The 26,830-nt window shown below is 57.8% G+C and carries 26 protein-coding genes and 1 tRNA gene; 13 read left to right on the forward strand and 14 right to left on the reverse strand.

The features are described from left to right. Window positions 1-76: 76 nt before the first annotated feature. The 3 genes from ATO10_RS10160 to ATO10_RS10170 form a co-directional block, all read right to left on the reverse strand. Window positions 77-691 (reverse strand): response regulator transcription factor, encoded by a 615-nt coding sequence (locus ATO10_RS10160; protein WP_035251413.1) that lies wholly within the window; start codon window positions 689-691, stop codon window positions 77-79. Window positions 692-726: 35 nt separating this feature from the next. Next, on the reverse strand, window positions 727-2,544 hold the full coding sequence (locus ATO10_RS10165) for an ATP-binding protein (protein ID WP_238323460.1): 1,818 nt from the start codon (window positions 2,542-2,544) through the stop codon (window positions 727-729). 165 nt (window positions 2,545-2,709) lie between these two features. Further along, window positions 2,710-4,044 carry an aspartate aminotransferase family protein gene (locus ATO10_RS10170; RefSeq protein WP_035251139.1) on the reverse strand — a complete coding sequence of 445 codons (1,335 nt, stop codon included), beginning with the start codon at window positions 4,042-4,044 and terminating at the stop codon, window positions 2,710-2,712. A gap of 219 nt (window positions 4,045-4,263) precedes the next feature. Between ATO10_RS10170 and ATO10_RS10175 the strand changes: the two genes are divergently transcribed. The 4 genes from ATO10_RS10175 (at window position 4,264) to ATO10_RS10190 (ending at window position 8,924) form a co-directional block, all read left to right on the forward strand. After that, the gene (locus ATO10_RS10175; protein WP_035251140.1) at window positions 4,264-5,235 is read left to right on the forward strand and encodes a TAXI family TRAP transporter solute-binding subunit; all 972 of its coding nucleotides are present in this window, start codon (window positions 4,264-4,266) and stop codon (window positions 5,233-5,235) included. 91 nt (window positions 5,236-5,326) lie between these two features. Then, window positions 5,327-7,930: a TRAP transporter permease gene (locus tag ATO10_RS10180; protein WP_035251142.1), complete on the forward strand. Its 2,604-nt coding sequence runs from the start codon at window positions 5,327-5,329 to the stop codon at window positions 7,928-7,930. Continuing rightward, complete coding sequence (locus tag ATO10_RS10185; RefSeq protein WP_035251143.1) at window positions 7,927-8,358, forward strand: universal stress protein; 432 nt, start codon at window positions 7,927-7,929, stop codon at window positions 8,356-8,358. The genes ATO10_RS10180 and ATO10_RS10185 overlap by 4 nt, the downstream gene beginning before the upstream one ends. A gap of 17 nt (window positions 8,359-8,375) precedes the next feature. Continuing rightward, the gene (locus tag ATO10_RS10190) at window positions 8,376-8,924 is read left to right on the forward strand and encodes a carboxymuconolactone decarboxylase family protein (protein ID WP_035251145.1); all 549 of its coding nucleotides are present in this window, start codon (window positions 8,376-8,378) and stop codon (window positions 8,922-8,924) included. Between the two features lie 364 nt (window positions 8,925-9,288). Here ATO10_RS10190 and ATO10_RS10195 read toward each other — a convergent pair. Both ATO10_RS10195 and ATO10_RS10200 read right to left on the reverse strand, forming a co-directional pair. Further along, window positions 9,289-9,364 (reverse strand) — tRNA-Thr (locus ATO10_RS10195). A 44-nt stretch (window positions 9,365-9,408) separates the two neighbouring features. Beyond that, window positions 9,409-11,067 (reverse strand): ABC transporter permease, encoded by a 1,659-nt coding sequence (locus ATO10_RS10200; RefSeq protein ID WP_035251146.1) that lies wholly within the window; start codon window positions 11,065-11,067, stop codon window positions 9,409-9,411. Between the two features lie 149 nt (window positions 11,068-11,216). Here ATO10_RS10200 and ATO10_RS10205 point away from each other — a divergent pair, with 149 nt between their 5' ends. Beyond that, on the forward strand, window positions 11,217-12,044 hold the full coding sequence (locus ATO10_RS10205; RefSeq protein WP_238323462.1) for a hypothetical protein: 828 nt from the start codon (window positions 11,217-11,219) through the stop codon (window positions 12,042-12,044). 6 nt (window positions 12,045-12,050) lie between these two features. Here ATO10_RS10205 and ATO10_RS10210 read toward each other — a convergent pair whose 3' ends face one another. After that, window positions 12,051-12,254 (reverse strand): hypothetical protein, encoded by a 204-nt coding sequence (locus tag ATO10_RS10210; RefSeq protein WP_035251150.1) that lies wholly within the window; start codon window positions 12,252-12,254, stop codon window positions 12,051-12,053. A gap of 117 nt (window positions 12,255-12,371) precedes the next feature. After that, window positions 12,372-12,632, reverse strand: a complete 261-nt coding sequence (locus ATO10_RS10215) for a DUF2312 domain-containing protein (RefSeq protein WP_035251151.1) — start codon at window positions 12,630-12,632, stop codon at window positions 12,372-12,374. 115 nt (window positions 12,633-12,747) lie between these two features. Between ATO10_RS10215 and ATO10_RS10220 the strand changes: the two genes are divergently transcribed. Continuing rightward, window positions 12,748-12,963 carry a hypothetical protein gene (locus ATO10_RS10220; RefSeq protein WP_035251152.1) on the forward strand — a complete coding sequence of 72 codons (216 nt, stop codon included), beginning with the start codon at window positions 12,748-12,750 and terminating at the stop codon, window positions 12,961-12,963. Window positions 12,964-12,968: 5 nt separating this feature from the next. Here ATO10_RS10220 and ATO10_RS10225 read toward each other — a convergent pair whose 3' ends face one another. The 3 genes from ATO10_RS10225 to ATO10_RS10235 all read right to left on the reverse strand — a co-directional run bounded on the left by ATO10_RS10225 (window position 12,969) and on the right by ATO10_RS10235 (window position 15,512). After that, complete coding sequence (locus ATO10_RS10225) at window positions 12,969-14,819, reverse strand: enoyl-CoA hydratase-related protein (protein WP_035251154.1); 1,851 nt, start codon at window positions 14,817-14,819, stop codon at window positions 12,969-12,971. Window positions 14,820-14,946: 127 nt separating this feature from the next. Beyond that, window positions 14,947-15,159 carry a hypothetical protein gene (locus ATO10_RS10230; RefSeq protein WP_035251155.1) on the reverse strand — a complete coding sequence of 71 codons (213 nt, stop codon included), beginning with the start codon at window positions 15,157-15,159 and terminating at the stop codon, window positions 14,947-14,949. A 35-nt stretch (window positions 15,160-15,194) separates the two neighbouring features. Continuing rightward, window positions 15,195-15,512 carry a TraR/DksA family transcriptional regulator gene (locus ATO10_RS10235; RefSeq protein WP_035251157.1) on the reverse strand — a complete coding sequence of 106 codons (318 nt, stop codon included), beginning with the start codon at window positions 15,510-15,512 and terminating at the stop codon, window positions 15,195-15,197. 154 nt (window positions 15,513-15,666) lie between these two features. On the opposite strand from ATO10_RS10235, the gene ATO10_RS10240 reads away from it, so the two are divergent. The 3 genes from ATO10_RS10240 to ATO10_RS10250 all read left to right on the forward strand — a co-directional run bounded on the left by ATO10_RS10240 (window position 15,667) and on the right by ATO10_RS10250 (window position 17,439). Then, on the forward strand, window positions 15,667-16,530 hold the full coding sequence (locus ATO10_RS10240) for an MBL fold metallo-hydrolase (RefSeq protein ID WP_035251159.1): 864 nt from the start codon (window positions 15,667-15,669) through the stop codon (window positions 16,528-16,530). Between the two features lie 61 nt (window positions 16,531-16,591). Continuing rightward, window positions 16,592-17,017: a YeeE/YedE family protein gene (locus ATO10_RS10245; RefSeq protein ID WP_155886753.1), complete on the forward strand. Its 426-nt coding sequence runs from the start codon at window positions 16,592-16,594 to the stop codon at window positions 17,015-17,017. Then, window positions 17,017-17,439, forward strand: coding sequence for a DUF6691 family protein (locus ATO10_RS10250; protein WP_035251162.1), 423 nt, complete (start codon window positions 17,017-17,019; stop codon window positions 17,437-17,439). The genes ATO10_RS10245 and ATO10_RS10250 overlap by 1 nt, the downstream gene beginning before the upstream one ends. On the opposite strand, the gene ATO10_RS10255 is transcribed toward ATO10_RS10250, so the two are convergent. The 4 genes from ATO10_RS10255 to ATO10_RS10270 all read right to left on the reverse strand — a co-directional run bounded on the left by ATO10_RS10255 (window position 17,436) and on the right by ATO10_RS10270 (window position 22,136). Continuing rightward, window positions 17,436-20,129, reverse strand: coding sequence for an ATP-binding protein (locus ATO10_RS10255; protein ID WP_035251417.1), 2,694 nt, complete (start codon window positions 20,127-20,129; stop codon window positions 17,436-17,438). The genes ATO10_RS10250 and ATO10_RS10255 overlap by 4 nt on opposite strands. After that, window positions 20,129-20,401, reverse strand: coding sequence for a hypothetical protein (locus ATO10_RS10260; RefSeq protein ID WP_035251163.1), 273 nt, complete (start codon window positions 20,399-20,401; stop codon window positions 20,129-20,131). Before ATO10_RS10260 ends, ATO10_RS10255 begins: the two co-directional genes overlap by 1 nt. After that, window positions 20,398-20,766 (reverse strand): response regulator transcription factor, encoded by a 369-nt coding sequence (locus ATO10_RS10265; RefSeq protein ID WP_035251165.1) that lies wholly within the window; start codon window positions 20,764-20,766, stop codon window positions 20,398-20,400. The genes ATO10_RS10260 and ATO10_RS10265 overlap by 4 nt, the downstream gene beginning before the upstream one ends. 68 nt (window positions 20,767-20,834) lie before the next feature. After that, window positions 20,835-22,136 carry a helix-turn-helix domain-containing protein gene (locus ATO10_RS10270; RefSeq protein WP_035251167.1) on the reverse strand — a complete coding sequence of 434 codons (1,302 nt, stop codon included), beginning with the start codon at window positions 22,134-22,136 and terminating at the stop codon, window positions 20,835-20,837. A 220-nt stretch (window positions 22,137-22,356) separates the two neighbouring features. Between ATO10_RS10270 and ATO10_RS10275 the strand changes: the two genes are divergently transcribed. From ATO10_RS10275 to ATO10_RS10290, 4 genes are all read left to right on the forward strand, one after another. Then, the gene (locus tag ATO10_RS10275) at window positions 22,357-23,709 is read left to right on the forward strand and encodes a substrate-binding protein (protein ID WP_035251168.1); all 1,353 of its coding nucleotides are present in this window, start codon (window positions 22,357-22,359) and stop codon (window positions 23,707-23,709) included. Window positions 23,710-23,818: 109 nt separating this feature from the next. Continuing rightward, entirely contained in the window at window positions 23,819-24,850 is a 1,032-nt protein-coding gene (locus ATO10_RS10280; RefSeq protein WP_035251170.1) for a branched-chain amino acid ABC transporter permease, read from the forward strand. A 3-nt stretch (window positions 24,851-24,853) separates the two neighbouring features. After that, window positions 24,854-26,053 (forward strand): branched-chain amino acid ABC transporter permease, encoded by a 1,200-nt coding sequence (locus ATO10_RS10285; protein ID WP_035251172.1) that lies wholly within the window; start codon window positions 24,854-24,856, stop codon window positions 26,051-26,053. Window positions 26,054-26,066: 13 nt separating this feature from the next. Then, on the forward strand, window positions 26,067-26,822 hold the full coding sequence (locus ATO10_RS10290) for an ABC transporter ATP-binding protein (RefSeq protein WP_035251174.1): 756 nt from the start codon (window positions 26,067-26,069) through the stop codon (window positions 26,820-26,822). The last annotated feature ends 8 nt before the right edge of the window (window positions 26,823-26,830 follow it).

A 26,830-nucleotide genomic window follows, 5' to 3' on the forward strand; every position in this document is an offset into this window, starting at 1 on the left:
CCCATCGTTGAAATTAAACCGGTGCCACCGACACCGCAGCACATCACTCCGTTCCGGAAGTCTACCGGAACGGTGCCTAGCTCAGCACTTTTTGAGAGAGCTCAACCAATTCAATGACCGACCCGATTTCCAGTTTTTCTAGAATCCGCGCCCTGTGATGGTCGACCGTGCGGGGCGAGATATCGAGCGCCCGTCCGATATCTTTGCTGGATGTGTTTGAAGGGTGTTCCATCATGAACACGGCCACTTCCCGTTCACGCGAGGTCAGGCGCCCAAACCGTTGCTTGGCGTCGTTCTGCTCGGACGCGGCTTTGCGCATCTTCGCGTCGCGCTCAAAGGCGGTCTGAATGCAGGCGATCAAATCGTTCTGGCGAAAGGGCTTTTCAAGAAAATCCACCGCCCCCGCCTTCATGGCCTGTACGGATTCCGGCACGCCCCCATGGCCTGAAATAAAAACAATCGGGATCGTAATATTTTGCTGGATCATAAAGGATTGCAGCTCCAGCCCATTCAGTTCGGGCATGCCGTAGTCCAGCACCAAACAGCCCAGCTGATCCGTTTCATATTGCTCCAGAAATCCCTTAGCCGAGTCAAAGGCGGCAACGGTGAACCCGCGCTTTCTGAGCGCGCGCGACAGCGTTGTGCGCACCTCTTCTTCATCGTCGATCAAAAACACTGTTGGGTCAGTCACGTTTGGGCCCCGTGTCAAAGACAAATTAAGCCCCTTCATCGCGTTTCCCGGGGCAGCGTAAAACAGAAGATCGTCTGGCCTGCGGCCTCTGCATCATGCCACAAACGACCCCCGTTGTTTTCGACAATACTCCGGCTGATCGACAGGCCAAGCCCCATGCCGCCCTTTTTGCTGGTTTGAAATTGTTTAAACAGCCGCACGTCTTCGGGCACGCCCGGGCCGGTGTCTTTCACTTTGACCAGCAAGACATCTTCCTGTGCCTTGGCCTCTACCAGGACTTCACGGGTCTTTGTGTCAGCGGCGGCCATGGCCTCGATAGCGTTGCGAATTAGGTTGATCAAAACCTGCGCGATCTGAACACGGTTGCCTTTAACCATGGGGTGCTTTGCGGGCACATAGATCAGTTTGACGTGGTTTTCTTCGGCTTCGTGGCGCATCAGACGTTTTGCCTGATCAATCAGTTCGTTAAAGTTGAAGACCGCAGTTTTGCCTTCGTCCTTTCGCACAAAACCACGCAAGGCGCGCACCACATCGCCCCCTTGATGGGCCTGTTCGTCGAGCTCATTCAATATTGTCAGCAGGTCTTCGCTGGCTGTGCCACTTTCCTTGGCGGTCGAGATGGCAGCGTCGACATTCTGCGTGATGGCCGTAAGCGGCTGGCTTAGTTCATGCGCCAAACCCGATGCCATCTGCCCCATGACATTGATGCGCGAGAAATGCGCAAGGTCACGACTGAGCTCCTGAACCTTGGCTTCCGAATCCCGACGCTGGGCGATCTCGTCGATCAGGGTTTTGTTGGCCTTGCTCAGCTCGCGATAGGTTTTAGGCAGTGGCGCGTTGGCGGAAACCTCGCCCTGCGAAACAAGAGAGGTGCGAACCGCAAAGGCGCGGACCGGTCGCAGGATTATCTCGGCAATGGCAAGCCCGACCAGCGCGGTCAAAATAGAGATGCCAGCAGCGATCCAGATATTGCGCGCACGGTTCTTTTTGATTTCACCGATGAAGTCGTTTTCAGGCGCATAGATCGCCACGGTCCATGGCAAATCTATCCCTTCAAGCGGTTCAAAAAGCCCCAGATAATTGTTGCGCCGGAACGCCGCATTCGAGGGCAGGTCAAAGTTGGTGACGGTCCCGCCTTCGAAATTCGCAAAGGCGGCGCGTGACACCGGATCGTCGATGTCCTTGATGTTGGCAAAGCTGAGCGTCCCGTCGTCATTTAACACTTTGATCTGGTTGGGGTCTGGATGTGCAAGCACGCTGCCATCCTGATGCAGGATCACAGCCGCGCCGCTTTCGCTGACCTGCAGGTCGCTCAGGAAATCCGAGATGTCCGAGATTTCGATATCGACACCCACGACCCCCTGAAGACCGTCATCTTCGAAAACAATCGGTGCGGCCACCGTGATGCCCGGCTGCTGAGAGGTGAAAAAGATATAAGGGTTGGTCCAGATCCGCCGGTCAAGATTGCTGGCTTTCAGGTACCAAGGCCGCGTGCGCGCGTCGTAAGGGTCAAGCGGGTCACTGTCGCGGGCGACGACTTCATAATCTGCGGTGCGCCAGATAAAGTCCGTGGTGCGAACGCCGTCTTCGATGGTGATGAACTTAGTGCGGTAAGGCCCCGGCCCGTCGCTTTTCATCACATAGACAAAGTTGCCCTGCTCATCGCCATAGTTGATGCCTGCCACATTGGTTTCGGTCTGCAGAAGCTCAAAGAAATAGCGCTCCATCGTGTCTTTATCGGTGGTGCCGACAAGCCCGGTGTTCAGCACCCGGCGCGCCTGTTCGGTCATCTCTGCAGCTGGTTCAAGAAAACGTTTTGTATGGTCAACGGCATTGGCACCGGCGCGTTCCATCAAGCCGCGGGCGTGGTCCAGAATTGCGCGCTCGGACGAAACGTATGAGGTGAGGACAACAAACAAAATGGCGACGAATTGCAAACCTGCAAGAGAGATCGCCAGGACGAAACCCAGCGAAACCCTGATGCCATCTTGCCTAATGCGATACGCCAAATGCTCTGATCACATCCCCAAGTCTGCGGTGACTTTACTGACGGCGATGGAAAGCTTGCTGACCACTTCTTCCAGATGATGGTCTTCCGAGATGAAGGGGGGCGCAAGCAACACGTGATCCCCGTTCTTGCCGTCAATCGTACCGCCCATCGGATAGCAAATCAAACCCGCCTCGAAGGCTGCGGTTTTCAGGCGGGCGTTGAACTTGTGGCTGGGGTCGATCACCGCCTTGCTGTCGCGGTCGGCGACAAACTCAAGCCCGACAAACAGGCCGCGGCCGCGAATGTCACCCACATTGGGGTGCTGGCCGAATTCCTGATGCAGCAGATCACGCAATTGCTTCCCCTTGGCCGAGACCTGATCCACGATGCCGCCCTGCGTTAGCTTTTGCACCACGGCAAGCCCGGCAGCGCAGGCCGTGGGATGGCCGACATAGGTGTGCCCATGCTGAAAGAACCCGCTGCCGGTTTTGATGGCGTCAAAGATTTCCACCGAACACAGGGTCGCACCGATCGGCTGATACCCGGCGCCCAACCCTTTGGCGATGGTGCAGATATCGGGGCTAACCCCGTCTTGTTCTGCTGCAAACAGGGTGCCGGTGCGTCCCATGCCGCACATGACCTCGTCCAGGATCAGCAAAACACCGTATGTGTCGCAAATTTCGCGTATGCGTTTGAAATAGCCTTCGACCGCTGGCACGGCGCCCATCGTCGCACCCACCACAGGTTCTGCGACAAAAGCCATCACCTGATCAGTTCCCAAACGCAGGATTTCCTGTTCCAGCTCGTTGGCGACGCGTTGGCCATAGTCAGAGCTGGTCTCATCCGCGCGGCGATCCCGGTATTCGTAACACGGCGCGATGTGGCTGACGTTCATCAGCAACGGTGCAAAAGGTTCACGCCGCCACGCGTTGCCGCCCACCGCCAAAGCACCCAGCGTGTTGCCGTGATAGCTTTGCCGCCGGGCGATGATCTTGGAGCGTTCCGGCTGGCCGATCTCAAGAAAATACTGCCGCGCCAGCTTTAGCGCCGCTTCCACAGCCTCGGATCCGCCGGATACGAAATAGACGTGCTCTAACCCGTCAGGCGCGTGATCAACCAGCAGATCGGCAAGGTCTTCGGCGGGTTGCGAGCCAAGGAAACCCGTATGCGCAAATGCCATAGAATCAAGCTGTTGCTTGATCGCGTTGATAATATCCGGGTCGCCATGCCCAAGGCAGGAAACCGCAGCGCCGCCCGATCCGTCGAAATAGGCCTTCCCATCGGCGTCATAAAGATAAACGCCGCCACCCTTTGTGCCGATTGGGGGTAACTTATTGGAATGTCTGTGGAAAACGCGGCTCATTGATCCGATTCCATGGTGCTTCCGGCACATGCAATCACTTTGGATAGGCAAATTCTATAGGTAGTGACGCGCATAGACAGCAAGCCCGGTCTCGGGGACCATTTTGGGGTGTGATGCACTGAAACTCCTGCGTTTGACCACCAAACGCCGCGCAATTGCCGTGCTGGCTGTTGCGACCAAGGAGAGAAGCATCAAGAGACCGACAACTGGGAGACACTTATGTCATACACAAAATTTAACACAGTCGCCGCCACCGCTCTGGCGCTTGCTGTTTCTGCACCCGCGGCCTTCGCCGAGGAGTTCATCACCATCGGCACCGGCGGTGTGACGGGCGTTTACTATCCGACGGGCGGCGCGATCTGCCGTCTGGTTAATAAGGGCCGTCGTGACCACGGCATCCGCTGCTCGGTCGAATCCACCGGGGGCTCGGTTTACAACATCAACACCATCCGGGAAGGCGAGCTGGAATTTGGTGTGGCCCAGTCCGACTGGCAGTACCACGCTTACAACGGCACATCGAAGTTCGAAGATGCCGGCGCGTTTGAAGGCCTGCGGGCAGTCTTCTCGGTCCACCCTGAACCCTTTACCGTCGTCGCCCGCGCAGACGCGGGTGTTTCGTCGTTCGAAGACCTTAAGGGCAAGCGCGTGAACATCGGCAACCCCGGTTCGGGTCAGCGCGGCACCATGGAAGTACTGCTGGGCGCACTGGGCTGGACAACCGGCGACTTTGCCCTGGCGACCGAGCTGAAAGCCGCCGAGCAGTCGGCTGCGCTGTGCGACAACCAGATCGACGCGATGGTCTATACCGTTGGCCACCCCTCGGGCTCCATTCAGGAAGCCACCACCGCCTGTGACTCGGTACTGGTGAACGTGTCCGGCGATGCGGTTGACGGCCTGATTGCTGATAACTCGTTCTATCGCTCGGCAACCATCCCCGGCGGCATGTACCGCGGCAATGACGGCGACACATCCACCTTCGGCGTGGGTGCAACTTTCGTGACATCAGAATCGGTATCGGACGAAGCCGTTTACACCGTGGTTTCCTCGGTCTTTGAAAACTTCGAAGACTTCAAGAAACTGCACCCGGCCTTTGCCAACCTCAAGCCTGAAGAAATGGCCACCGCTGGTCTCTCTGCTCCGCTGCACCCGGGTGCCGCGAAATACTACAAAGAGCAAGGCTGGATCGAATAACCCAGTTTGATCAAAAGACTAGGAGGGGCGCCATTGGCGCCTCTCGCTACCAGTGAACTCAAGCCAATTGAGATATCCAGGGGGACTTAACGTGACAGATCAAAAGACAGAAGGCCGCGCACTTAGCGAAGAAGAGCTACAGGAACTGGTTTCGTCTTCCGATGCCGGTGCCCGAAATCCGGTTGGGTTTGTCGGCACGTTCCTTGCGATTGTCGCGATTGTCTGGTCGGTGTTTCAGGTCGTTCTGGCCTCGCCGCTGGCCAACTATGTTCTCCCCGGATCGGTCATAAACAACTCGCGCCAGATCCATCTGGCCTTTGCGATTTTCCTGGCCTTTATGGCCTACCCCGCGCTGAAATCGAGCCCCCGGCATTACATCCCGATCCAGGATTGGATTATGGCCGTGGTTGGCGCTTTCATCGCGCTTTACGGATATTTCTTTTATCAGAAAATCGTCAACTCAGGCGGATTGGCCGACAATGTTGACAAGTGGTTCGCGCTGGCGGGCCTGATCTTGTTGTTCGAGGCCGCGCGACGTGCGCTGGGCCCTGCCATGGCGATCATCGCCACCATCTTTCTGCTCTATGTCTTTTTCGGCTCGTCCACCGTTGTCCCGGATGTGATCCGCTGGGGTGGTGCGTCGCTGAAGAAAGCCATGAGCCATATGTGGATCACGTCCGAAGGCGTGTTCGGCATTGCGCTGGGGGTTTCCACGAAATTCGTTTTCCTGTTCGTGCTGTTTGGCGCGCTTTTGGATAAAGCGGGGGCCGGGAACTATTTCATCAAAATGGCCTTTGGTGCCCTTGGGCACCTCAAAGGTGGGCCAGCCAAGGCGGCGGTTGTGGGCTCGGCGGCGACAGGTCTGATTTCTGGCTCGTCCATCGCCAACGTGGTCACGACCGGCACCTTCACCATCCCCCTGATGAAACGCGTTGGCTTTACCTCGGAACAGGGCGGCGCGGTCGAGGTGGCCTCGTCCGTGAACGGTCAGATCATGCCGCCTGTCATGGGGGCCGCGGCCTTTTTGATGGTGGAATACGTCGGGATTTCATATGTTGAGGTGATCACCCACGCCTTCCTGCCGGCGTCAATTTCCTACATCGCGCTGGTCTATATCGTGCACCTTGAGGCAGTGAAACGGAACATGCCGGTTCTGGGCGACCGTGTTGTGTCGATGGGCAAAACCATCGGCGGCATGGCGGCTTTCTTTGTGGGCTTTGCAGCGCTGTGCTACGGCGTGCAATACCCGGTCAAAGCGATCACATCTTTGCTGCCCGCCTCGGGCCTGATCCTGTCGGCGCTGGTGTTCGTGGCTTACGTGGGCCTGCTGTATCTTGCCGCGCAAGTACCCGATCTTGAACCCGACGACCCGCATGCCAAAGAGGTCCAACTGCCCGTCGTGGGCGAGATTTACAAATCCGGTCTCTATTATCTGCTGCCGATCATCGTGCTGGTGTACTTCTTGATGATTGAACAGAAATCCCCGGGCCTGTCGGCCTTTTGGGCGACCTCCCTTCTGTTCGTCATCCTGCTGACCCAGCGCCCGCTCAAGGCGATGTTCCGCGGTGAAAGCGAGATGGTTGAGCGCTTCAAAGACGGCGTTGTCGACCTGCTGCAAGGTCTGGTCGATGGCGCACGCAACATGATCGGTATTGGTTTGGCCACCGCCACGGCGGGCGTGATCGTTGGCACTGTGACCCTGACCGGGGTTGGTCAGGTCATGGCCGATCTGGTTGAGTTCCTCTCGGGTGGCAATCTGATCTTGATGCTGGTCATGGTGGGCCTGTTGTCCCTTGTCCTTGGGATGGGCCTGCCGACCACGGCGAACTATATCGTGGTGTCCTCGCTGATGGCTGGGGTCGTGGTTGAACTGGGCGCGCAATCGGGCCTGATCGTGCCACTGATCGCCGTGCACCTGTTTGTGTTCTACTTCGGGATCATGGCGGACGTGACCCCGCCGGTGGGGCTGGCCAGTTTCGCAGCTGCCGCCGTATCGGGGGGGGATGCGATCCGCACCGGGTTCGTCGCGTTCTTCTATAGCCTGCGCACCGTGGCTTTGCCGTTTGTCTTTATCTTCAATACCGATCTTCTGCTGATTGATGTGACGTGGACGCAAGGCATATTGGTGTTCGTGATGTCCAGCATCGCGATCCTTGTCTTCACTGCTGGCACCATGGGGTACTTCATCACCAAGAGCCGCATTTACGAAAGCGTCGCTCTGATCGTGATCGCGTTCTCGCTGTTTAGACCGGACTTCTTCCTGGATCGCATCCAGCCGCCGTATAACGACATTCAACCAACGGCCTTGGTTGAAGCGGTCGATGCGGCGGCGGCCGGCTCTGAACTTCGGATCGTGCTGAACGGGCCTGATTTCGACACGGGCGCGCTGAAGGACACAACCCTTGTCCTGCCGATTGATGACACCCCTGCGGGTGCCCGAATGGATGCCTTGGGGCTGCTGACGTTTGAGGAGGATGGCAAACTGGTCGTCGAAGAACCGCTGTTCGGTACGCCATTTGCCACCACGTTGCAGGGCTATGACTTCTACGCAGACGAATTTGTCACCGTCAAAGAGGTCAAAGCCCCAACCGACCAAATGCCCAAAGAGCTGCTTTTCATTCCCGGACTGTTGCTTTTGGGTCTGATCGTCTTCCTGCAAAAAGCGCGCGCTTCAAAACAAGGAGTTCCAGCATGAGCCGTTCCGTCCTGTGTGCTGTCGACATTTCCAATCAGGGAAAAGACGACGCGGTTTTGAAAGAGGCCAAACGTCTTGCCGATCTTCATGGCGCCCAGCTTGATGTGGTCACGGTCATCCCTGACTTTGGTAAAAGCCTTGTGGCCGGGTTCTTTGAGAAAAGCCATCATGACAAAGCCGTCGCCGCGGCAAAGACTGACCTGAAAGGGCAGATCGTCAAAAGCCTTGGGGCGGAGGCGGATGCAAAGGTGCGTCACGTTGTGGCCACGGGCACGGCCTATGAGGAAATCCTGCGCGTGGCCGAGGAAACCAAATGCGAATTGATCGTGATCGGGGCGCATAAACCCAATTTCGCAGATTATCTGCTTGGGCCAAACGCGGCACGCGTGGTCAGGCACTCTACCTGTTCTGTGTACGTGGTGCGCTAAGCAAGCGAGCAAGGGCGATGATTCAGGGTTTCGAACCGATCCGCGATGCCGAGTGGCCCGCCGAAATCGCCGACATGCTGTCCGGTTTCGCGGGCGGGTTGAATGTTTATAGGACCATGGCGCATCACCCCGCATTACTAAGGGCATGGTCGAACCTGCGTGAGCACGTCGTCAACCAAACGTCACTGGGGGCGGAACAGAGCGAAGTCGTTATCCTGCGTACCGGCACGCGGCTTGGGTCGTCCTATGAATGGCATCAGCATATCATTCGGGGACGCAAGGCGGGATTGAGCGACGCGCGAATTGCACGTCTTGGGGGCCCTCTGGACGCAATCACCGGAGGCGATGCTTTGTTGGCCAAGGCTGTCGATGAGCTGTTTGACAACAATCGTTTGTCACCAGAAACCTGCGCTGAACTGAGCCTGAGGATCGGCAAGCATGGCATCTTAGATCTTCTGGCGACGGTCGGGTTTTACTCCACACTTGGCTATCTTCTGAACAGCTTTGAAACGCCTCTGGACCAAAGCATTGCTGATGAACTGACGCGCCAGCCTTTGGGCGCTTGAACACGCGGCTACAATTGCATGTTCTCTATCGAGAATCTGGCCTCACAGTTGGGCGGCAAAGCGTTTACAAATCTAGGGGCACCTGGGTCCGGCGGCACTTTTGATCCAACATAAGAACGACCATGTTTCCCTTGCAATGACCTTTCGTTTGGCTGGGCGGTCTGGTTTGAACAATACCACCGCAAACGAGTTGATCGGGTGGCGGAAAGTGCTCTTTGCCTAGGTCTAGCCCTGTTTGAACAATTTTAGGTAGTCGTAGTTCTTCAATCAGATTGCAGACCTGCTAACAGGGCTGAAGCCGGACGCTTGTTATACTACGACTACCAGCTATCAAGCCATTTCTTGCAAAAAAATTTGGGATTTATGGTGCCCCCACACGGACTCGAACCGCGGACCTACTGATTACAAATCAGTTGCTCTACCAGCTGAGCTATAGGGGCACTGGGGAGTGATTTATCCGCACCCCGGGCGCTGTGCAAGCCCCCTAACGGTTGGCGCGGGCTAAAAAGCCGACGGCGATCAATCCGACCATGCTGACCAACAGCGCCGCGGGGGCGGCCTCGGACAGGCTTTCAAGCGAAGCCTTGTCATAAACGCGCGTGGACAGGGTGTTGAAACCAAAGGGGCGCAACAGCAACGTGGCGGGCAATTCCTTGACGCAATCGACAAAAACCAGAAGCAGCGCGGTCCCGACCGAGTTTCGGATCAGCGGCAAATAAACAGAGGTCAGCGTGGTGCGGGCCGAGCGCCCCAAGGACCGCGCGGCCATGGGCAAGGACGGGGCAACCCGCCCCATCGCCGAATCCGCGGCCCCCTGCGCGATGGCAAAGAAGCGCACGCAGTAGGCAAAGATCACGGCAAAGGCGGATCCGGTCATCAGCAGGCCGCTACGCCCGCCTGTAATGCGGTCCAGCAGGTCTGCAATGGCATGATCTGCCGCCGCCATCGGAATAAGCAACCCGACCGCCAGAACGGCTCCGGGCGCGGCATAGCCAATGGTTGTTGCTGGCATCAGCAGACGCGGCAAAGTGCGACCACTTAACCGAACGCCATAGACAAGGAACAAGGCGCCGATCACGGTGACCAAGGCCGCGATCCCCCCGACCATCACCGTGTTCAACGTGTCTTGCAGCAAGCCAGATGCCAACCAGCCCTGTGGGGCATCCAGAGCATGGCTGATGATCACCCCGGCGGGCAGGACAAAGCCGATGGCAAACGGCACAGCACACAGCAGCGTCACCCCCCAAGCCAACGGTCCACGCAGCGCAATGCGTTCAATCGGACGGGTTTGGCGGGATGGGTTAAAGTAGCGCATCTTGCGGCGGCTAATCTTTTCCAGCGTCAACAGAATCAGGATCAGGGTCAGGATCACCATGGCGATCTGCGCCGCACCGCCTGAATTAGAGGATTCCAGCCAGACCGAGAAAATCCCGGTCGTCAGCGTCTGCACTGCGAAATAGTCCACCACACCGAAATCGTTGACTGTCTCCATCATCACGATTGCAGCGCCTGCGGCGATGGCCGGACGGGCAAGCGGCACGCCAACCCGCCAGAACCGGCCCCAAGCCCCCGCGCCAAGGGCACGCGCCACTTCGTATACCCCCCCCGACTGTTCGCGGAAGGCGGCACGCGACAACAGATAGACATAGGGGTACATCGCGGCACTCAACACGATCACAGCGCTGGTGCGCGATCTGACCTCGGGGAACCAGTAATCCCGTGCTGACTGCCAGCCAAACAGATCGCGCAGCAATGTCTGCACCGGCCCGGCGTATTCCAGAAAATCGACCAGAGCATAGGCCCCGATATAGGCGGGGATCGCAAGCGGTAGCAACAGAAGCCATTCCAGCCAGCGCACCAACGGAAAGCGATACATCGTGATCAGCCACGCCGCCCCTGCCCCGACGGCGGCGGTTAGTAACCCGACAGCCCCCATAAGTACCAACGAGTTTTCCAAATAGCGTGGCAGAGTCGTCGCGATCAGATGTGGCCAGATGTTTTCGCGCGGGTTCAGGGCGATCAGAATAACCGATACGATCGGCAGCAGTACGGCGCAGGCGATAACAACCGCCCCGACGGACCAAGGATCCACGCGCAATCCAGTGCGGTGCCGGCTTAATGGTTGAGCATTTTCATCGGTCATATCCCGGCACTACAGGAAAGCGGTTTTACTGTCCAGAAAGCTCGTATATTCATGGGTCTAAGCAGCAAATGGAAAGAGGCCGAAACATGCAGGTCGCATATCATCTGGGGACTCTCTGTACGGACGATGACCGGCTGATCAGATGCCTTATGCGCAACAGCAAAACGCTGAACGCCGAAGGCATTTATGCGCCGCATCTTGGCGCCTACCGGCCAAAACTGCATGAAACCATTGGCGAACACCGTGGCGCGCCTTTACCACCCGAGGCGCAATCGGAACTTCTGACGCATATCTTTAGCAAAGATGATGAAAAACCACCGCAACCGGAACGGTTGATACTTTCATTGCCCAACGCTTTTTGTATCGCTGCCAATACCTTGCAGGACGCCAGACTTTATAAACAGGCGGGCGACAAGGCCTATTGGCTGTCGCAGCTTTTCCCCGAGGCCAAGTGCGAATTTCACCTTGCGATCCGAAACCCCGCAACGCTGCTCCCTGCGCTATATGGTCGGCTGAATAATATCCCGTTTCAGGGGTTCATGAGCGGCACAGACCCGCTGACGATCCGTTGGTCCAGCGTCATCGAAGACATTGTCTCAATGATTGACGGCGCGCCACTGACGGTCTGGTGCAACGAGGACACCCCCCTGATCTGGCCCGAAGTCCTGCGCGAGGTATCTGGCCATGATCCGTACACAGCCTTGAAGGGCACGGATGATCTGTTGGCCAGCATCATGTCGAAAGAGGGCATGGAGCGTCTGCGCAGCTATCTTAAGGAGCATCCCCCAGCAAATGAAATTCAGCGCCGCCGCGTTGTTGCGGCTTTTCTGGACAAATTCGCCTTGGAGGAAGAAGTCGAGATGGAGCTGGATTTACCCGGCTGGACTGAAACGCTGGTTGAGGACATGACCGAGGCCTACGAAGAAGACATCTTTGCTATTGAGCGTATGTCAGGCGTGCAGTTCCTGGCCCCCTAAACGGCGTTACTTGTAATAGGTCTCACCACCCGTCACGCAAAAGGGCGGTATGCTGGCTGACACAATCCCGCCTGCCGCAACGCAGCTGTAGTAATCCGGCGATCCCCCCGACTGCGCGGCGGGCGGTGCAGATTGCTCGGGGATGGGGAAACAGGCAGACAAAGCCGCAAGAGCACTTGCGGCAAGGGTCAGTTTGGCAACTTGGGTCATGTCGGGGCTCCTGTACTAGGCCGAGGATTCGGATTTTACCCCAGTCTGCCTCGCATTGCCAAAGCGCATCCTCGCCACGGCGAGATGCTGCCAAACCGGCCCCGGTGCGGGCAGATTTTAGCCCATGCCAAGCGCTTCTTTGTACATCTCAAGCACTGCTTCTTCTTCGGCGATGTCATCGCGATCACGCTTGCGCAGAGCGATCAGCTTGCGCATGACCTTGGTGTCATAGCCCCGGCCCTTGGCCTCGGCCATCACTTCCTTGATCTGTTCAGCGATGTCTTTCTTTTCCTGCTCCAGACGCTCCACACGTTCAATAAAGCTGCGCAGTTCATCTGCGGTGACGCGGTAAGTGCTGTCGGTGACGGTGTCGTTCATCTGGGCCTCGGGCTATGCTCGTTTCGCTTTCCCCCCGGATACCTGCCCGCCTGCCCGCTTGCAAGACACGGCGTGATCCGATAGCTGCCCAAGCACGAGGATAGAGGAGCATAAGATGGAAGTTCTTATCTGGGGCGGCGCAGCGGTTTCGGTCATCGGCCTGATCGGGCTGATGCGGTGTATCTGGCTGGCCTATGCTGCAAAAAAGGCAGGACTGCCCGACGACGAGATGAAAGCCAAGCTTCAAAAAGTTGTTGTCCTGAACATGGGCGCGCTGTTTGTATCGGCAATCGGACTGATGATGGTGGTCGCGGGCGTGATGCTCGCATAACGCCCTCAGCGCGGATTCAGATCTGCGAACCGGCGCCCATTTTTGACCAGTTCAGAAATAACACCGGACGGCGCCCAGAATTCAGGGTCTTCACTGTCCAGCGCGCGCAGTCGGGTGCGCAGCGCCAGCAAGCCGTCGGTATCGGCTGTCATCATCGGACCGGCCAGCCAGCGCGGAAAGCCGAACCCGTCAACCATCACCACATCGACATCGGCCGGACACATGGCCAACCCACCTTCAATCAGCAACGCCCCGGTATTTGCCATGGCGTCCAACAGACGTTGCAAAATTTGATCAGCGGGCATGTCCAATGACCCCGCCCCGGCAGACGGCGCCGTGCGGGTATCATAGAGCACACGTTCAAACCCTGATCCTTTCAACGCAGCATCAATCGCTTCAGGCGCGACCCCGGCATGCACCATAAGGTCTGCCGCATAGGCACAGCCGCCCCAGACAGCCGCCCCGATCCCGCCGCCATCCAGCGGGCTGGGGACGATCAGCCGGTTCAGCGCACGGGCAAACCCGGCAAGGCGCTGGCGTGTCAGGACCGAAGTCTGATGCCCAACCAGCAATTCAATAACCCGCGTCTTGTGAATGGGACCGGGTGTCTGAATCAGGACAGTGCGGCTGGGGTCCCCACCGGCTGAAAGAACTTCGCCTTCCTGCCCCGGGGCCCGCACCGCGGCCAGAATGGCCCGCTCGGGAATCTGTGGGATCAGGTCATCCAGAGGCTCGTCGGTGCAGTCGATCACCAAGTCGGCGTCCGCCAGAGGCGCTTCGCGTAGCCGCGCCAGACGATCCGCGCGTTGGGCCTCGTTCAGACGGTTCTGCATCATCGCCTGATTGTACACGGTGCTGACCCGCATGCGCAGGTCATCGGCAGTTGCAACATCAGGCAACAGCACTTTCATGCCGGCGTCTAAACACACTACAGCCCAACCCCCAGCACCTGCCCCGGCCCCCAAAACAGCAACGGTTTTTATCTGATCGCTGTCTTTGTCCGGCCCCGGATTTTGGCTCAGCCGTTGCTCAGCCAAGTGCAGGTGCCGCAACGCCTTGGCAGCATTACTTTCGCGACAGGCCATGGCCGCATCCTGTTCAAAAGCCAATCCTGCTTCAAAAGGCAAAAGCTGCGCGGCCTCGACGCATTCCACGATCTTGGCCGCAGCCGGAACCGGGCGATCAATCACCTGCGCCCGCGCACTGGCGATCGCGGTTTGATAGGCCTTTGGGTCCGAGAACCCTTCGGTGCGCTCGCGCGTGGGTACCAGCGGAGCACTGTCTGCGGCCAGTTCGCGCGCCCAAGCTTTGGACTCTTGCCCGATGTGATCCGGGACGATCCGGTCGATCAATCCCAGCCGCGCGGCCTCGGATCCGGCAATGGTGCGCCCGACCAGCATCAGCTCTAGCGCGGGGCCAGAACCCAAAATTCGTGGCATTCTCTGGGTCACGCCGCCTTCGGGCACCATGCCTAAATTTACCTCAGGAAATCCAACATAGCTGTATTTCGCAGCAATTCGATAATGGCACGCCAATGCCAAAGCCGCCCCGGCTGACAGGGCCGCACCGTGAATCGCTGCGATGACGGGCTTCGTGGACCCTTCTATTTGGTCGCATAATTGATCCAGTGAAGGCGCGTCAGAGGACCCAAATTCGGTCATCGCCCCCCCTGTGGAAAAGTTCCGCCCCGTCGCCCCGATCACAATCGCTTTGACCTCGGGGTTGGACTGCGCCATCTCGAGCGCGGTATAGATCGCGCGGCGCAGATCATCGCTTAAGGCGTTCAACGGCGGGTTGGAAAGCAACAAGTGCGCTACGCCGGTCTGATCGACGTTGACGCGCACTTTCTGTTCCATGCCGTGACCTCTAGCTCTGGGTATACTCTAAGGGCCGCCCTGTGCCGGACGGCCCCTGTTTGGCACTATTAGTATACGGAGAACCTCAAAACGCAATACTTTGATGCGCTTAGAGGCCATTTCCAACTTAGACAGGCATGTTGTCAAACATGTCGTCAGCGTCATCTTCTTCCAGTTCCATCTCAAGTTTGAGAATGTCGTCAGGAACTGGTAACCCCAGAGAGCGCAGTTCTGCGATCTTGTCGCGCAGCTGCGATTGCAGAATATGCCGATCTTCAGGACGTTTCTCGATTTCGTCTAAGATCAGGGCAATGCCCGCTTTGAGTTGTTCAAAAGCCATATAGTCCTCCCATAACCTGGCTTTGCTGTCCTGCCCTACACAGCACAGCGTTTACAAAAAGGTGTCGCTGGCAACAGGTCCAACCGTTGAGGCGCGATCTCCTCTCCGCATTTCACACAAAAACCGTACGTGTCATTGGCAATCCGATCAAGCGCTGCGCGAATTTGTTCAATCTCGTGCAACCCTGAACTGCCCATCGATTCAAGGACTTCATCCTCTTCACGTTCGACGGCCAATTCTGACCAATCCGGGGAATTATGTGTGTCAAGTTCATCCTGAATAACATGCAAGCGCACGTCCAGTTCTTTCAGTCGGGCCAGCAATGTTGCTTTGCGAGTAGACAGGTCCACCATGCGCAACTCCTTTCCTGTTTCGACAGGTATTTTGGCATTATGGCGCCCGGGCGGCCTTGACCCACGTCAAACCCTTGGGATTGGGCTCTGGAATTATTCGCATTCACGTTTATATATGTTTGCGACACCCCGTGCTGCGTGAAGGAGCCAGCCCATGACACCCGAAATCACCGCCTTTTTCGATGAGGCTACGTTCACCGTTTCCTACGTTGTCCGCGATCCAAGTTCGAACAAATGCGCCATCGTGGATTCGGTACTGGACTTTGACTATGCCTCGGGGCGCACCGATACCACCTCGGCGGATCAGGTGATCGCCTTCGTTAAGGACAAGGGCTATGCGCTGGACTGGATTCTTGAGACCCATGTCCATGCCGACCACCTGTCAGCTGCCCCCTATATTCAGGAGCAACTGGGAGGCGAAATCGGCATCGGCGAAAAGATCAAAGTGGTTCAGGATACCTTTGGCAAAGTGTTCAACGAAGGCACCGCCTTTCGCCGCGATGGCAGCCAGTTTGACCGGCTGTTCCAGCAGGGCGACAGCTTTCATATCGGGCAAATGCGCGGCGATGTATTGCACACGCCGGGCCACACCCCGGCCTGCCTGACCTATGTGATCGGCGATGCGGCTTTTGTCGGGGACACGCTGTTTATGCCGGACTTTGGCACCGCACGCTGTGACTTCCCCGGCGGGTCCTCTGAAACGCTCTATAGCTCGATCCAGAAAATTCTGGCCCTGCCCGATGAGACCCGCATTTTCGTTGGCCATGACTATAAGGCCCCCGGACGCGAGGAATTCGCATGGGAAACCACGGTGGGCGAACAAAAGGCCAAGAACGTCCATGTTGGCGGCGACAATGAAAAAGAGGATTTCATCCGCATGCGCGATGCGCGTGATGCGACGCTGGGCATGCCCCGGCTGATTGTCCCTTCACTTCAGGTCAATATGCGGGCCGGTCAAATGCCCGAGCCCGAGGACAACGGGGCGATCTATCTAAAGGTTCCGGTGAATCTGCTGTAACGCGAACACAGCAGCACCAAAGCCTCAACAGCTTGCGTCAGGAAAGGGAACACGCGCCATGCTGGAACAAGACTGGATTTACGGATTTCTGGGCGGTTTGCTGATTGGCACCGGCGGGGCCGTATTTTTGTTGATGAACGGTCGGATCATGGGGGCCAGCGGCATCCTTGGCGGATTGCTGGATGGCTCGGGCCGCGCCAATGCGCGCGAGCGTCTGGCCTTTCTTGCCGGGACCATCTTGATGCCGATCCCGCTCTATCCGTTCTTTCGCTCGGTCGACACACATATCACCACAGATCTGACGGTGATTGTCCTGGGTGGACTGATGGTGGGGCTTGGCACGCGGCTGGCGAATGGCTGCACCTCGGGGCACGGGGTATGCGGGATTTCGCGGCTGTCCTTTCGCGGCATCAGCGCAACGGCCATCTATATTCTGATGGGCGGGTTCACCCTGTCAGTCCTGCGCCACATCTGGGGGGTGATCTGATGCGAATGATCTTTGCATTTCTGGCGGGCGCCCTGTTTGGCGCAGGCCTGTTCATTTCCGGCATGACCGACACCAGCAAGGTGCAGGGTTGGCTGGATGTATTCGGCGACTGGGACCCGACGCTGGCCTTTGTGATGGGCGGGGCGATCCTGCCCATGGCTGCTGCCTGGGCCTTTGCCAAAGGACGCAAGCCGGTGCTGGCCGACAGTTTTCCCAAACCGGTCGAGCCAAAGCTGGATCGCGGCTTGGTGTTTGGTTCCATGCTGTTTGGCGCGGGCTGGGCCCTGGTTGGGCTGTGCCCGGGGCCGGCGCTGGCCTCGCTATCTTATGGCGGCTGGGGGCACTGGGTGTTCATGGCGGCCATGTTGGCAGGCATGGGCCTGGCTGTGCCCGTACGGGCGCGCATTGACCTTACGGCCTAGCGCCGTTGACGCATCGGTATGGGCGGCAGCGTTACCCGAAATGACGCACCGCCCTGCCCCGGCAGATAGGTGATATCGCCGCCCAGTTTGGTCATGATCTCACGACAAATCGCCAGACCCAGACCGGCCCCGCCCGCCGCGTTGCCATCTGAAAGGCGGGCGAATTTCTCGAAGATAATGCTTTGGCTTTTGGTCGGAATGCCCGACCCGTTGTCGGTAAAGTCGACCGCAACGCGCCCGCCGGTTTTGCGCAACCTGATCGACAAGACAGGTTCTTCGGCGTCACAATATTTCTGCGCGTTGGCAATCAGGTTGATAAAGACCTGCGTCAGCCTGTCGGTGTCAGTGTGCAGGTCGATGTCCTCGGAAAGCTTGTCGCGCCGGATTCCCAGACGATCCCCCGATGGCAGGGTCGATGTCGTGGCCACGGCCTGATCAATCAGATCACCCAGATTGCCATCCTGTTCGGTCAGCGAAATCTGCGCATTCTCAAGCACGCTCAGGTCCAGCAAATCGTCCAGAAGACGTGTCAGGCGGATCGCTTCTTCATTGATGATCGAACTGTATTTCTGCGCGTCCTCGGCGTTCAACATCTCGTCCTCCATCAGAATCTCGGAAAAGGCCCGGATAGAGGTCATCGGCGTGCGTAGCTCGTGGCTGATCTGACTAAGAAAGGCGTCCTTCTGAATGGACAATTCAGTCAGCTTTTCATTGGCTTCGCGCAGCTGGCGCGCGGTGCGGGTCAGCTCATCTGACTTGGCTTTCAGCTGGTTGGAAGTCTCCATCATCTGGGCGGTTTCATCGGCCACCGCCATCAGATCACCCACCGAAACCGCCGTACGCCCAACGATTTGACCGATCATCGCATGGGCGGTTGCAGCGCCAACAGAGCCCGAGATTTGGCGCTCTAAGCGTTCAAGAAAACCCGGAGTGATATCAGGCAGATACCCCTTTTTTCCCTGCTCATTGGCGGCCTGCAGGAACAAGGCCTGCGCATCTTCGGCCCCCAAAATCCGCTGGGTCATCATCAAAAGGTCTTCGGCCTCGGCCCGGCTTTGCGCCCAGCCCTGCGCGCTGGTGGAATGTTCAAACACGTTGACGAACTGCGCGCCCTGCAAACGTTCCATGGGTGAAGGAAAGCCCAGCAACGACACGAACAGGAAGCCAAAGGTGTTCAGCGTCAAAGACCAGAACATCGCATGTACCAGCGGGTCCAGCCCCCCGACCCCGAACATGGATTGTGGGCGCAGCCACTCAAGCCCCCAAGGGCCGTTCACCATGATCGATTCGCTAAGGATGCCTCCGGGGCCAAAGCTGGGCAGGAACAGCGTGTAGGCCCAGACCAGCGAGCCTACCAGCAAGCCTACCAGCGCACCGCGCTTGGTCGCGCCGCGCCAGAAAATGCCGCCAATCATCGCCGGCAGCACCTGCGCCACGCCGGTGAACGAGATCAGACCGATAGACGCCAGCGCCTCGGAGCCGCCGGTCAAGCGGAAGTACAAATACCCCAGCACCAGAACACCGCCGATGGACAGACGACGCGACCGCAACAGCAGTTTACGTACGTCTCCCGACACCATTGCCCCTTCCTGGTTCTGCCAGTGCAACCACAACGGCATAACAATGTGGTTTGACACCATGGTCGCCAACGCAATGGAGGCGACGATCACCATAGAAGTGGCCGAACTGAACCCTCCCAAAAATGCCAGAGTCGCGAGCCCTTGCTGATCCATGCTCAGCGGGACGGTCAGAACGAACAGGTCGGGGTTGGCTGTGGCGGGCTGCGTGGCAAGCCCGGTCACGGCAATCGGCACAACGAACAGGCTGATCAGGCAAAGGTAAAGCGGAAAGGCCCACGACGCCGTTTCCACGTGGCGTTCATCTGCGTTCTCCACCACCAGAACCTGAAACATCCGCGGCAGGGTCAGAATGGCCGCCGCTGACAAGGCCGTCAGACCAACCCAACGTCCGGGGCGAAACTGCGCATCCGCAATCGGAGACTCTGCGATATCCTGCGCCATGGCACCGATACCGCCAGACACGCCCCAGACCACGAAAACCCCCACCGCGATCAGGGCGACCAGCTTAACCACGGCCTCGACAGCAATGGCGGTGACAACCCCATGGTGGCGTTCATTCGCGTCCAGATTTCGGGTGCCAAACAGGATGGTAAACAACGCCAGCCCGGCGGCGACCCACAGCGCGGTTGAGTTCATATCAGGCAGGCGCCAGCCGCCTTCGGCGGTTGATGCAAAGACTGAAAAAGACAGCGTAACTGATTGAAGTTGCAACGTAATATACGGAGTTGTCCCGATCACCGCCATCAGGGTTACAATGACGCCCAACACATTGGATTTACCATATCGAGACGAGATAAGGTCAGCGATTGAGGTGATGTGCTGGGTACGCCCGATCCGCACCAGCTTGCGCAACAACCACCACCAACCCACCAAAACCAGCGTCGGCCCCAGATAGATCGTCAGGTATTCCAAACCCGTGCGCGCCGCGTATCCCACGGCGCCGTAAAACGTCCATGCGGTGCAATAAACCGACAGCGACAGCGTATAGATCAGCGGCGAGCGTAGCCATTTCGCCCGCCCAGAGCGCGCCCGTCGTTCGGCCCAGAACGCCACGGCAAACAGCGCGACCACATACACCAGACACACAGTTACGAGGATGTTGAAATTAATCACGCGCCGTCGTCCTCGTCAGGTTCGGGCGTGTCCTCTTCTACTCCGATTTGGCGCGTAAAAAAGAACGCGCCAAGGATCAAAAACAGCCAGACTAAGAACAGATACACCAGCTGGCCGCCCAGCCGGGGTTCTTGTTCGCTCCACTGCTGGAGCGGCGGCAGCATGATCAAAAACAGGCCGAATATCGGCAACAGACGCGCCCCATCGCGCATCCGGCGACGGCGATAGTTGCGCCGCGCCACAAACAGAGGCCGATGGGACGGTTTCACGCCTCGGCCAGCTCGCGCACCGCATCAAGAACATCCGCATTGGAAAACGGCTTGCTCATGAAGCGACTTACCCCAAGCTGTTCGGCCATCTCACGGTCCTTTGTCTGCCCTTTCGCCGTCAGCATTAAAACCGGCGTCCGGTTCAGGTTCGATGCCCCGCGTATGTCACGCAGAATATCGAATCCGCTGCGCCCGGGCAGCATGACATCCAGAATAACAACATCCGGCATGTGGTCGCTGACCGCGTCCAGTGCCGTCAGCCCGTCTGAATGCGTGCGCACAGACCAACCATCGCGCGATAGAATAAATCGAATGGCCTCAATTATATTTGGCTCATCCTCAATCAGAAGAACGTCTCTCCCCATACGTTTCCTCCCCTCCCTGTGTGCCTCTCGGCAGATTTATTAGACTATCGGCTTATTCCCGGCGACTGTCAAAACCCATCCGCAAGGATTGATGGCTCTCGACGTGCGACACAATCACCACGCGGACATATTCGACAGCTTGTTCCTACTGGTTGTGGCGGGCTGGAGGGCGTCTGGGCGGCGGGCACGATCAGCATCGACGCCTCAAGTACCTGCGGGCCATTGAAATCCTGCGTAAAAAGCGGCTGACAGATGGCAAACGTGGTAAAGCGCTCTGGTGGGCGGCCAGCCTGTTCCAGTTCAGCCTTGATCGGTGTCATCGGGCGCGACAAGGACTGATAAAGTGGCCAGAGGGGGCAAGCCGCACCAAACCGCGGCAAGCGAAAACCTTCCACCGGCTTTCGGAAAGTCAGCGTGCCCGACCCGTCACAGATCGCCAAACCGATTCTTTGGTGCATCTGATCTTCGGGCATGCAGGCAAGGCGGCGGAACACAGTGGCGGCGTCTGTGCCAAACTGCAGCGCAAGCTGCCCCGGATCAACCAAGGCCTCTTGGGCCATTGGGGCAAAGCGCTCCAGCGGCAGTTTGGCTGCATCCTGCATGTATCGCTCAAAATATGCCCGGGCCATTTCACGGGCGGACCTGGTGCTCAACTCGGGGGCGTTCTGGATCAAGGTGTTGGGGTCCAGCTTTCCCTGTTCCAGTTCAGGCAAATGATAGCCGCGCTTTTCCAGATAGGTTTCCAGCTCTTCGCGCGGCGAACTGTACCAACTGTCTTCGCCATCGGTATCGTCCAGATAATCCACCAGCGCCTGCGCCCCGTCATTCAGACGCTGGCTTTCATCTACGAGGTTTCGCAGAAATCGCGCCTGCCATTCTGGGTCGATATCTTTGGTGTCAGAAAGAATTGCCGCCGAAGAGCTGATCGCCGTCACCGTTGACAGGATTTCGTGCAAGGAGGCCGACAAGAACGGGTCATGGGTCATACGTTCGGTCAGCATCTCGACGATACGTTCCAGCTCGTCGACACGGCGCGACTTGTCAGACAGCAATTGCGCCCATCCGGGAAAGCGCCCGGCAAATTCTTCAGTACGGGACAATTCCGCCGGCGACCCCGTCGCCACGCCCGAGGCTTCACGCAAGGCTTCAAGCAGAGCAGTCTCGGCGCCTTCCGTTAGGGCAGATGCCTCGACGTCCAGCTTGCGCGCAAGGTCAACCAGCAGTTTGCCGCCGATTCTGCGCCGGTTATGTTCGATAAGATTGAGGTAAGACGGCGAAATGCCCACATCACGGGCAAGATCCGCCTGCCGCATGCCAATCAACATGCGGCGTTCGCGGATACGTGTGCCTGTCAATGCTCCTCGCGACATGTGGAAAACTCCGGTTATTCCAAGGACTTTCTGCGCCTGCGTGATAATAACTTTACAAATCGCCGCAGTGCAATGTGTATTAGTTTACAAAAAAATTGTTTTAAGAAAAGCAGTTGTTGCGAAATTTTCGGTCTACCCGCGATACTCAAAGCACCTTGTAAAAAGGGAGTAGTCCGCGCGGAGGAGGCGCGGATTGCGTTTTTAAACATGGGAGGAATTCATGTCCAAATCTACTCTTACACGCCGTGGCGTCCTTAAGACCGGTGCTGTTGCAGGTGCAACCCTTGCAACTCCGACGATCTTTACGGCGGGTTCGGCCGCGGCTTATACCAACGAGCCGACTGGCTCGACGGTTAAGTTCGGTTTCAACGTCCCTCAAACCGGCCCCTACGCCGAAGAAGGTCTTGATGAACTGCGCGCGCAGGAACTGGCCATTGAGCACATCAATGGTATGGGTGACGGCGGTGCGCTGAACACTTTCACGTCCAAAGCACTGGGCGGCGACGGCGTTCTGGGCAAAAAGGTGGAGTTCGTAACAGGCGACACCCAGACCAAATCAGACGCAGCACGTGCATCGGCTAAGTCGATGATCGAAAAAGACGGCGTTGTAATGATCAACGGCGGCTCGTCCTCGGGTGTGGCCATCGCGGTTCAGGGCCTGTGCCAAGAAGCTGGCATCATCTTCATGGCGGGTCTGACCCACTCCAACGACACCACCGGTAAGGACCGCAAGGCCAACGGTTTCCGTCACTTCTTCAACGCCTATATGTCGGCCGCTGCGCTGGCACCGGTGCTGAACAAAGAGTACGGCTCGGATCGTCGCGCTTATCACCTGACCGCAGACTACACCTGGGGTTGGTCGCAGCAGGAATCGATCGCAGCCGCGACCGAAGCCATGGGCTGGCAGACCGTCAACAACGTGCTGACACCGCTGGCGGCAACGGACTTCTCGTCCTATATCGCACCGGTTCTGAACTCGGGCGCAGACGTGCTGGTTCTGAACCACTACGGCGGCAACATGGTGAACTCGCTGACCAACGCGATCCAGTTCGGCCTGCGCGACAAGCAGGTGAACGGCAAGAACTTCGAGATCGTTGTTCCGCTGTACTCCGAACTGATGGCTGCTGGTGCAGGCGAAAACATCAAAGGCGTGTACGGTTCGATGAACTGGAACTGGCAGCTGACCGATGAAGGCACCAAAGCTTTCGTTCAGTCGTTCGGTCAAAAGTACGGTCGTCCGCCGTCAAACTCGGCTCAGACCTGCTATGCGCAGACCATCCTGTACGCCGATGCTGCGGCACGCGCCGGTTCGTTCAACCCCTGTGCCATCGCAGAAGCCCTGGAAGGCTTCGAATTCGATGGTCTGGGCAACGGTCCGACCCTGTACCGCGCCGACGATCACCAGTGCTTCAAAGACGTGCTGGTCATGAAAGGCCGCGACAACCCAACCAGCCAGTACGATACGCTGGAACTGGTTGAGAAGACTCCGGTTGCTCAGGTCACCTATGATGCGAACCACGCCATGTTCGGTGGTGATGCCGCAACGCTGGGCACCTGCAACGCTGGCGCCTGATTTCGCTCCTGTCCGGTCGCGCGCATGCCGCGCGGCCGGATCATCGCCGCCCCGGCGCCTACCCGGCCCCGGGCGTAATGCATCCAAGACAACATAGGGATGAGGACCGATGGACGCGATCCTTCTGCAAACTCTCAACGGGCTCGACAAGGGCTCTGCCTATGCGCTGATCGCGCTGGGCCTCACGCTTATCTTCGGCACACTGGGCGTGGTGAACTTCGCGCATGGCGCGCTGTTTATGATTGGCGCCTTTTGCGCCGTGACTGTGTCACGCATTCTCAATCTGTCCTACGAGACAGTTGACCCCACTAAAACCGACTTTCTTGGCAACCCGCTGAAAGTCAAAACCCCGTATCTTGAAGGCTGGTTTGGGCCGGAATTCGGCGGCGCGCTGATCGACTGGTCCGTGCCCTTAGCGATTATTTTTGCCATTCCGATCATGGTCTTCGTGGGCTTCGCGATGGAGCGCGGCCTGATCAAACACTTCTATAAGCGCCCCCACGCCGACCAGATTCTGGTGACCTTTGGCCTGGCCATCGTGCTCCAGGAAGTGGTGAAGTACTTCTATGGTGCAAACCCGATCCCGACCCCGGCACCGGATGCGCTGAAAGGCTCGGCTGATCTGGGTGTTCTGATCGGGCTTGATCCGAACGCGGTGATCTATCCGGTCTGGCGACTGGTGTATTTCGGCTTTGCCGCCTTAATCGTCGGCGCGGTCTTTGCCTTCTTGCAGTTCACCACCTTCGGGATGGTGGTTCGTGCAGGGATGGCCGATCGTGAAACCGTTGGGCTTTTGGGCATCAACATCGACCGTCGCTTTACCATCATGTTCGGCATCGCTGCTGCCGTGGCGGGGCTTGCAGGTGTGATGTACACGCCGATCAACTCTCCGAACTATCACATGGGGATGGACTTCCTTGTGCTGAGCTTCGTTGTGGTTGTTGTGGGCGGTATGGGCTCTTTGCCCGGCGCCGTTCTGGCGGGTTTCCTGCTGGGTATCCTGGAAAGCTTTGCCTCTATGAACGAGGTCAAATCCATCCTGCCCGGCATCGACCAGATCATCATCTACATGGTTGCAATCATCATCCTTCTGACCCGCCCCCGCGGTCTGATGGGTCGCAAAGGCGTGATGGAGGATTAAGACATGCTCGGACTCAATAAAAAAGACACGTCCCTATTGCTGATCGTTGCTGGTCTGGCCCTGTTTGCGCCGTTCCTGCTGAACCCCTTCCCTGCGGATAGTGGTCTGGCACAGTTCAACGCGGGCTATCCTGACCTGATGCAGCGTTTTGTCATCTTTGGCATTTTCGCGATTGGCTTCAACATCCTGTTCGGCCTGACCGGCTATCTTTCCTTCGGTCACGCAGCCTTTCTGGGTGTCGGTTCCTACTGCGTGGTCTGGATGTACAAGCTGGTAGACTACAATGTGATCTGGGGCCTGCCCCTGGCCATCGTGGTCTCGGCGCTGTTCTCGCTGCTGATCGGCTTTGTGTCGCTGCGCCGTTCGGGAATTTACTTCTCGATCCTGACGCTGGCGTTTGCGCAGATGTCGTTCAACCTTGCCTATTCGGTGCTGACCCCAATCACCAACGGGGAAACCGGTCTGCAGGTGTACAGCAATGATCCGCAAGTGCTGTTGGGCGCGACGGAACCTAACGCGCCACACCTGTTTGGCATCGTCATGAACCAGTCCAAGACCCTGTCTATGGGCGCATGGGAATTCACCTTCAACAACGGCTACTACTTCTGCGCCGTGATCCTGATGGTGGTATTCTATCTGGCCATCCGCATCTTCCGCTCCCCGTTTGGGATGATGCTGCGTGCCGTAAAGACCAACCAAACCCGGATGAACTATACCGGGCTGTCGCCGCGTCCCTACACGCTGGCAGCCTTTGTGATCTCGGGTATGTATGCTGGTCTGGCCGGTGGCCTGATGGCTGCGATGGACCCGCTTGCAGGCGCCGAGCGCATGCAGTGGACCGCCTCGGGCGAGGTCGTTCTTATGACCATCCTTGGCGGCGCAGGCACATTGCTTGGTCCGGTTCTGGGGGCTGGCTTCATCAAATACTTCGAAAACATCTTCTCGAAGATCAACGATGGTGTGTTGCACAGCTGGTTCAGCTTCCTGCCCGATGGCATGGAAAACCTGCTGGTCGGTATCGTGCATCCGTTCGTGGGCAAAGGCTGGCATCTGACGCTGGGTCTGCTGTTCATGGCCGTTGTGATCTTCCTGCCCGGTGGGCTGATGGAAGGTGGCGAACGTTTGAAGAAGCGGTTTAGCAAGACGCCCGAGGTCAAAGACCCCGAGCATCGTCCCGAAGACAAACCCCACGTGGCTGAATAAGGAGGACTGACAGATGGGAATTCTTGAAGTCAAAGGTGTGGGCAAACGCTTCGGCGGCCTTCAGGCACTGGGCGATGTGAACCTCTCGGTAGAGGAAAACAGCGTCCACGCCATCATCGGCCCCAACGGCGCCGGCAAGTCTACCTTGCTGAACTGCCTGGTGGGAAAACTGATCCCCGACACCGGATCGGTGATGTTCGAAGGTCAAAGCGTGCTGGGCCGCAAACCGCATGAGATCAACCAGATGGGGATTTCACGCGTGTTCCAGACGCCTGAGATCTTCGGCGATCTGAGCGTCCTCGAAAACGTGCTGATCCCCTGCTTTGCCAAACGCGACGGCTCGTTCCGTATGCATGCGTTTGAATCGGTCTCCCGCGAGGGAGAGATGGTCGATAAGGCAATGGCGATGCTGGAAGACGTAAACATGGCTGATAAAAAGGACATGAACTCGGCTTCTATGTCGCGCGGGGACAAACGCCGACTCGAGATGGCCATGTGTCTGGTGCAAGAGCCAAAGCTCTTGCTACTGGACGAACCCACTGCGGGCATGGCGCGTGCAGATACCAACAACACGATCGATCTTCTCAAGGAAATCAATGAGAAGCGCGCGATCACCATGGCAATCATTGAACATGACATGCATGTGGTGTTCTCTTTGGCAGAGCGGATCACCGTTTTGGCGCAGGGCACCCCGTTGGTTGAGGACACGCCGGAAAACATCAAAGGGCATCCTAAAGTACGAGAAGCCTACTTGGGCGAAAGCGCGTAAAAGGAGAA

Source organism: Actibacterium atlanticum (genome assembly GCF_000671395.1).
Lineage (GTDB): Bacteria > Pseudomonadota > Alphaproteobacteria > Rhodobacterales > Rhodobacteraceae > Actibacterium_D > Actibacterium_D atlanticum.

Bases quoted from the DNA above. Each gene is read 5' to 3' on its own strand.
- ATO10_RS10175 (WP_035251140.1), top strand. From the start codon at position 4,264: ATGTCATACACAAAATTTAACACAGTCGCCGCCACCGCTCTGGCGCTT.
- ATO10_RS10205 (WP_238323462.1), top strand. From the start codon at position 11,217: ATGCGCAACAGCAAAACGCTGAACGCCGAAGGCATTTATGCGCCGCAT.
- ATO10_RS10210 (WP_035251150.1), bottom strand. From the start codon at position 12,254: ATGACCCAAGTTGCCAAACTGACCCTTGCCGCAAGTGCTCTTGCGGCT.
- ATO10_RS10285 (WP_035251172.1), top strand. From the start codon at position 24,854: ATGCTCGGACTCAATAAAAAAGACACGTCCCTATTGCTGATCGTTGCT.
- ATO10_RS10185 (WP_035251143.1), top strand. From the start codon at position 7,927: ATGAGCCGTTCCGTCCTGTGTGCTGTCGACATTTCCAATCAGGGAAAA.
- ATO10_RS10265 (WP_035251165.1), bottom strand. From the start codon at position 20,766: ATGGGGAGAGACGTTCTTCTGATTGAGGATGAGCCAAATATAATTGAG.
- ATO10_RS10280 (WP_035251170.1), top strand. From the start codon at position 23,819: ATGGACGCGATCCTTCTGCAAACTCTCAACGGGCTCGACAAGGGCTCT.
- ATO10_RS10220 (WP_035251152.1), top strand. From the start codon at position 12,748: ATGGAAGTTCTTATCTGGGGCGGCGCAGCGGTTTCGGTCATCGGCCTG.
- ATO10_RS10215 (WP_035251151.1), bottom strand. From the start codon at position 12,632: ATGAACGACACCGTCACCGACAGCACTTACCGCGTCACCGCAGATGAA.
- ATO10_RS10240 (WP_035251159.1), top strand. From the start codon at position 15,667: ATGACACCCGAAATCACCGCCTTTTTCGATGAGGCTACGTTCACCGTT.
- ATO10_RS10235 (WP_035251157.1), bottom strand. From the start codon at position 15,512: ATGGTGGACCTGTCTACTCGCAAAGCAACATTGCTGGCCCGACTGAAA.
- ATO10_RS10270 (WP_035251167.1), bottom strand. From the start codon at position 22,136: ATGTCGCGAGGAGCATTGACAGGCACACGTATCCGCGAACGCCGCATG.
- ATO10_RS10275 (WP_035251168.1), top strand. From the start codon at position 22,357: ATGTCCAAATCTACTCTTACACGCCGTGGCGTCCTTAAGACCGGTGCT.
- ATO10_RS10230 (WP_035251155.1), bottom strand. From the start codon at position 15,159: ATGGCTTTTGAACAACTCAAAGCGGGCATTGCCCTGATCTTAGACGAA.
- ATO10_RS10250 (WP_035251162.1), top strand. From the start codon at position 17,017: ATGCGAATGATCTTTGCATTTCTGGCGGGCGCCCTGTTTGGCGCAGGC.
- ATO10_RS10170 (WP_035251139.1), bottom strand. From the start codon at position 4,044: ATGAGCCGCGTTTTCCACAGACATTCCAATAAGTTACCCCCAATCGGC.
- ATO10_RS10200 (WP_035251146.1), bottom strand. From the start codon at position 11,067: ATGACCGATGAAAATGCTCAACCATTAAGCCGGCACCGCACTGGATTG.
- ATO10_RS10190 (WP_035251145.1), top strand. From the start codon at position 8,376: ATGATTCAGGGTTTCGAACCGATCCGCGATGCCGAGTGGCCCGCCGAA.
- ATO10_RS10225 (WP_035251154.1), bottom strand. From the start codon at position 14,819: ATGGAACAGAAAGTGCGCGTCAACGTCGATCAGACCGGCGTAGCGCAC.
- ATO10_RS10165 (WP_238323460.1), bottom strand. From the start codon at position 2,544: ATGGAACGCGCCGGTGCCAATGCCGTTGACCATACAAAACGTTTTCTT.
- ATO10_RS10290 (WP_035251174.1), top strand. From the start codon at position 26,067: ATGGGAATTCTTGAAGTCAAAGGTGTGGGCAAACGCTTCGGCGGCCTT.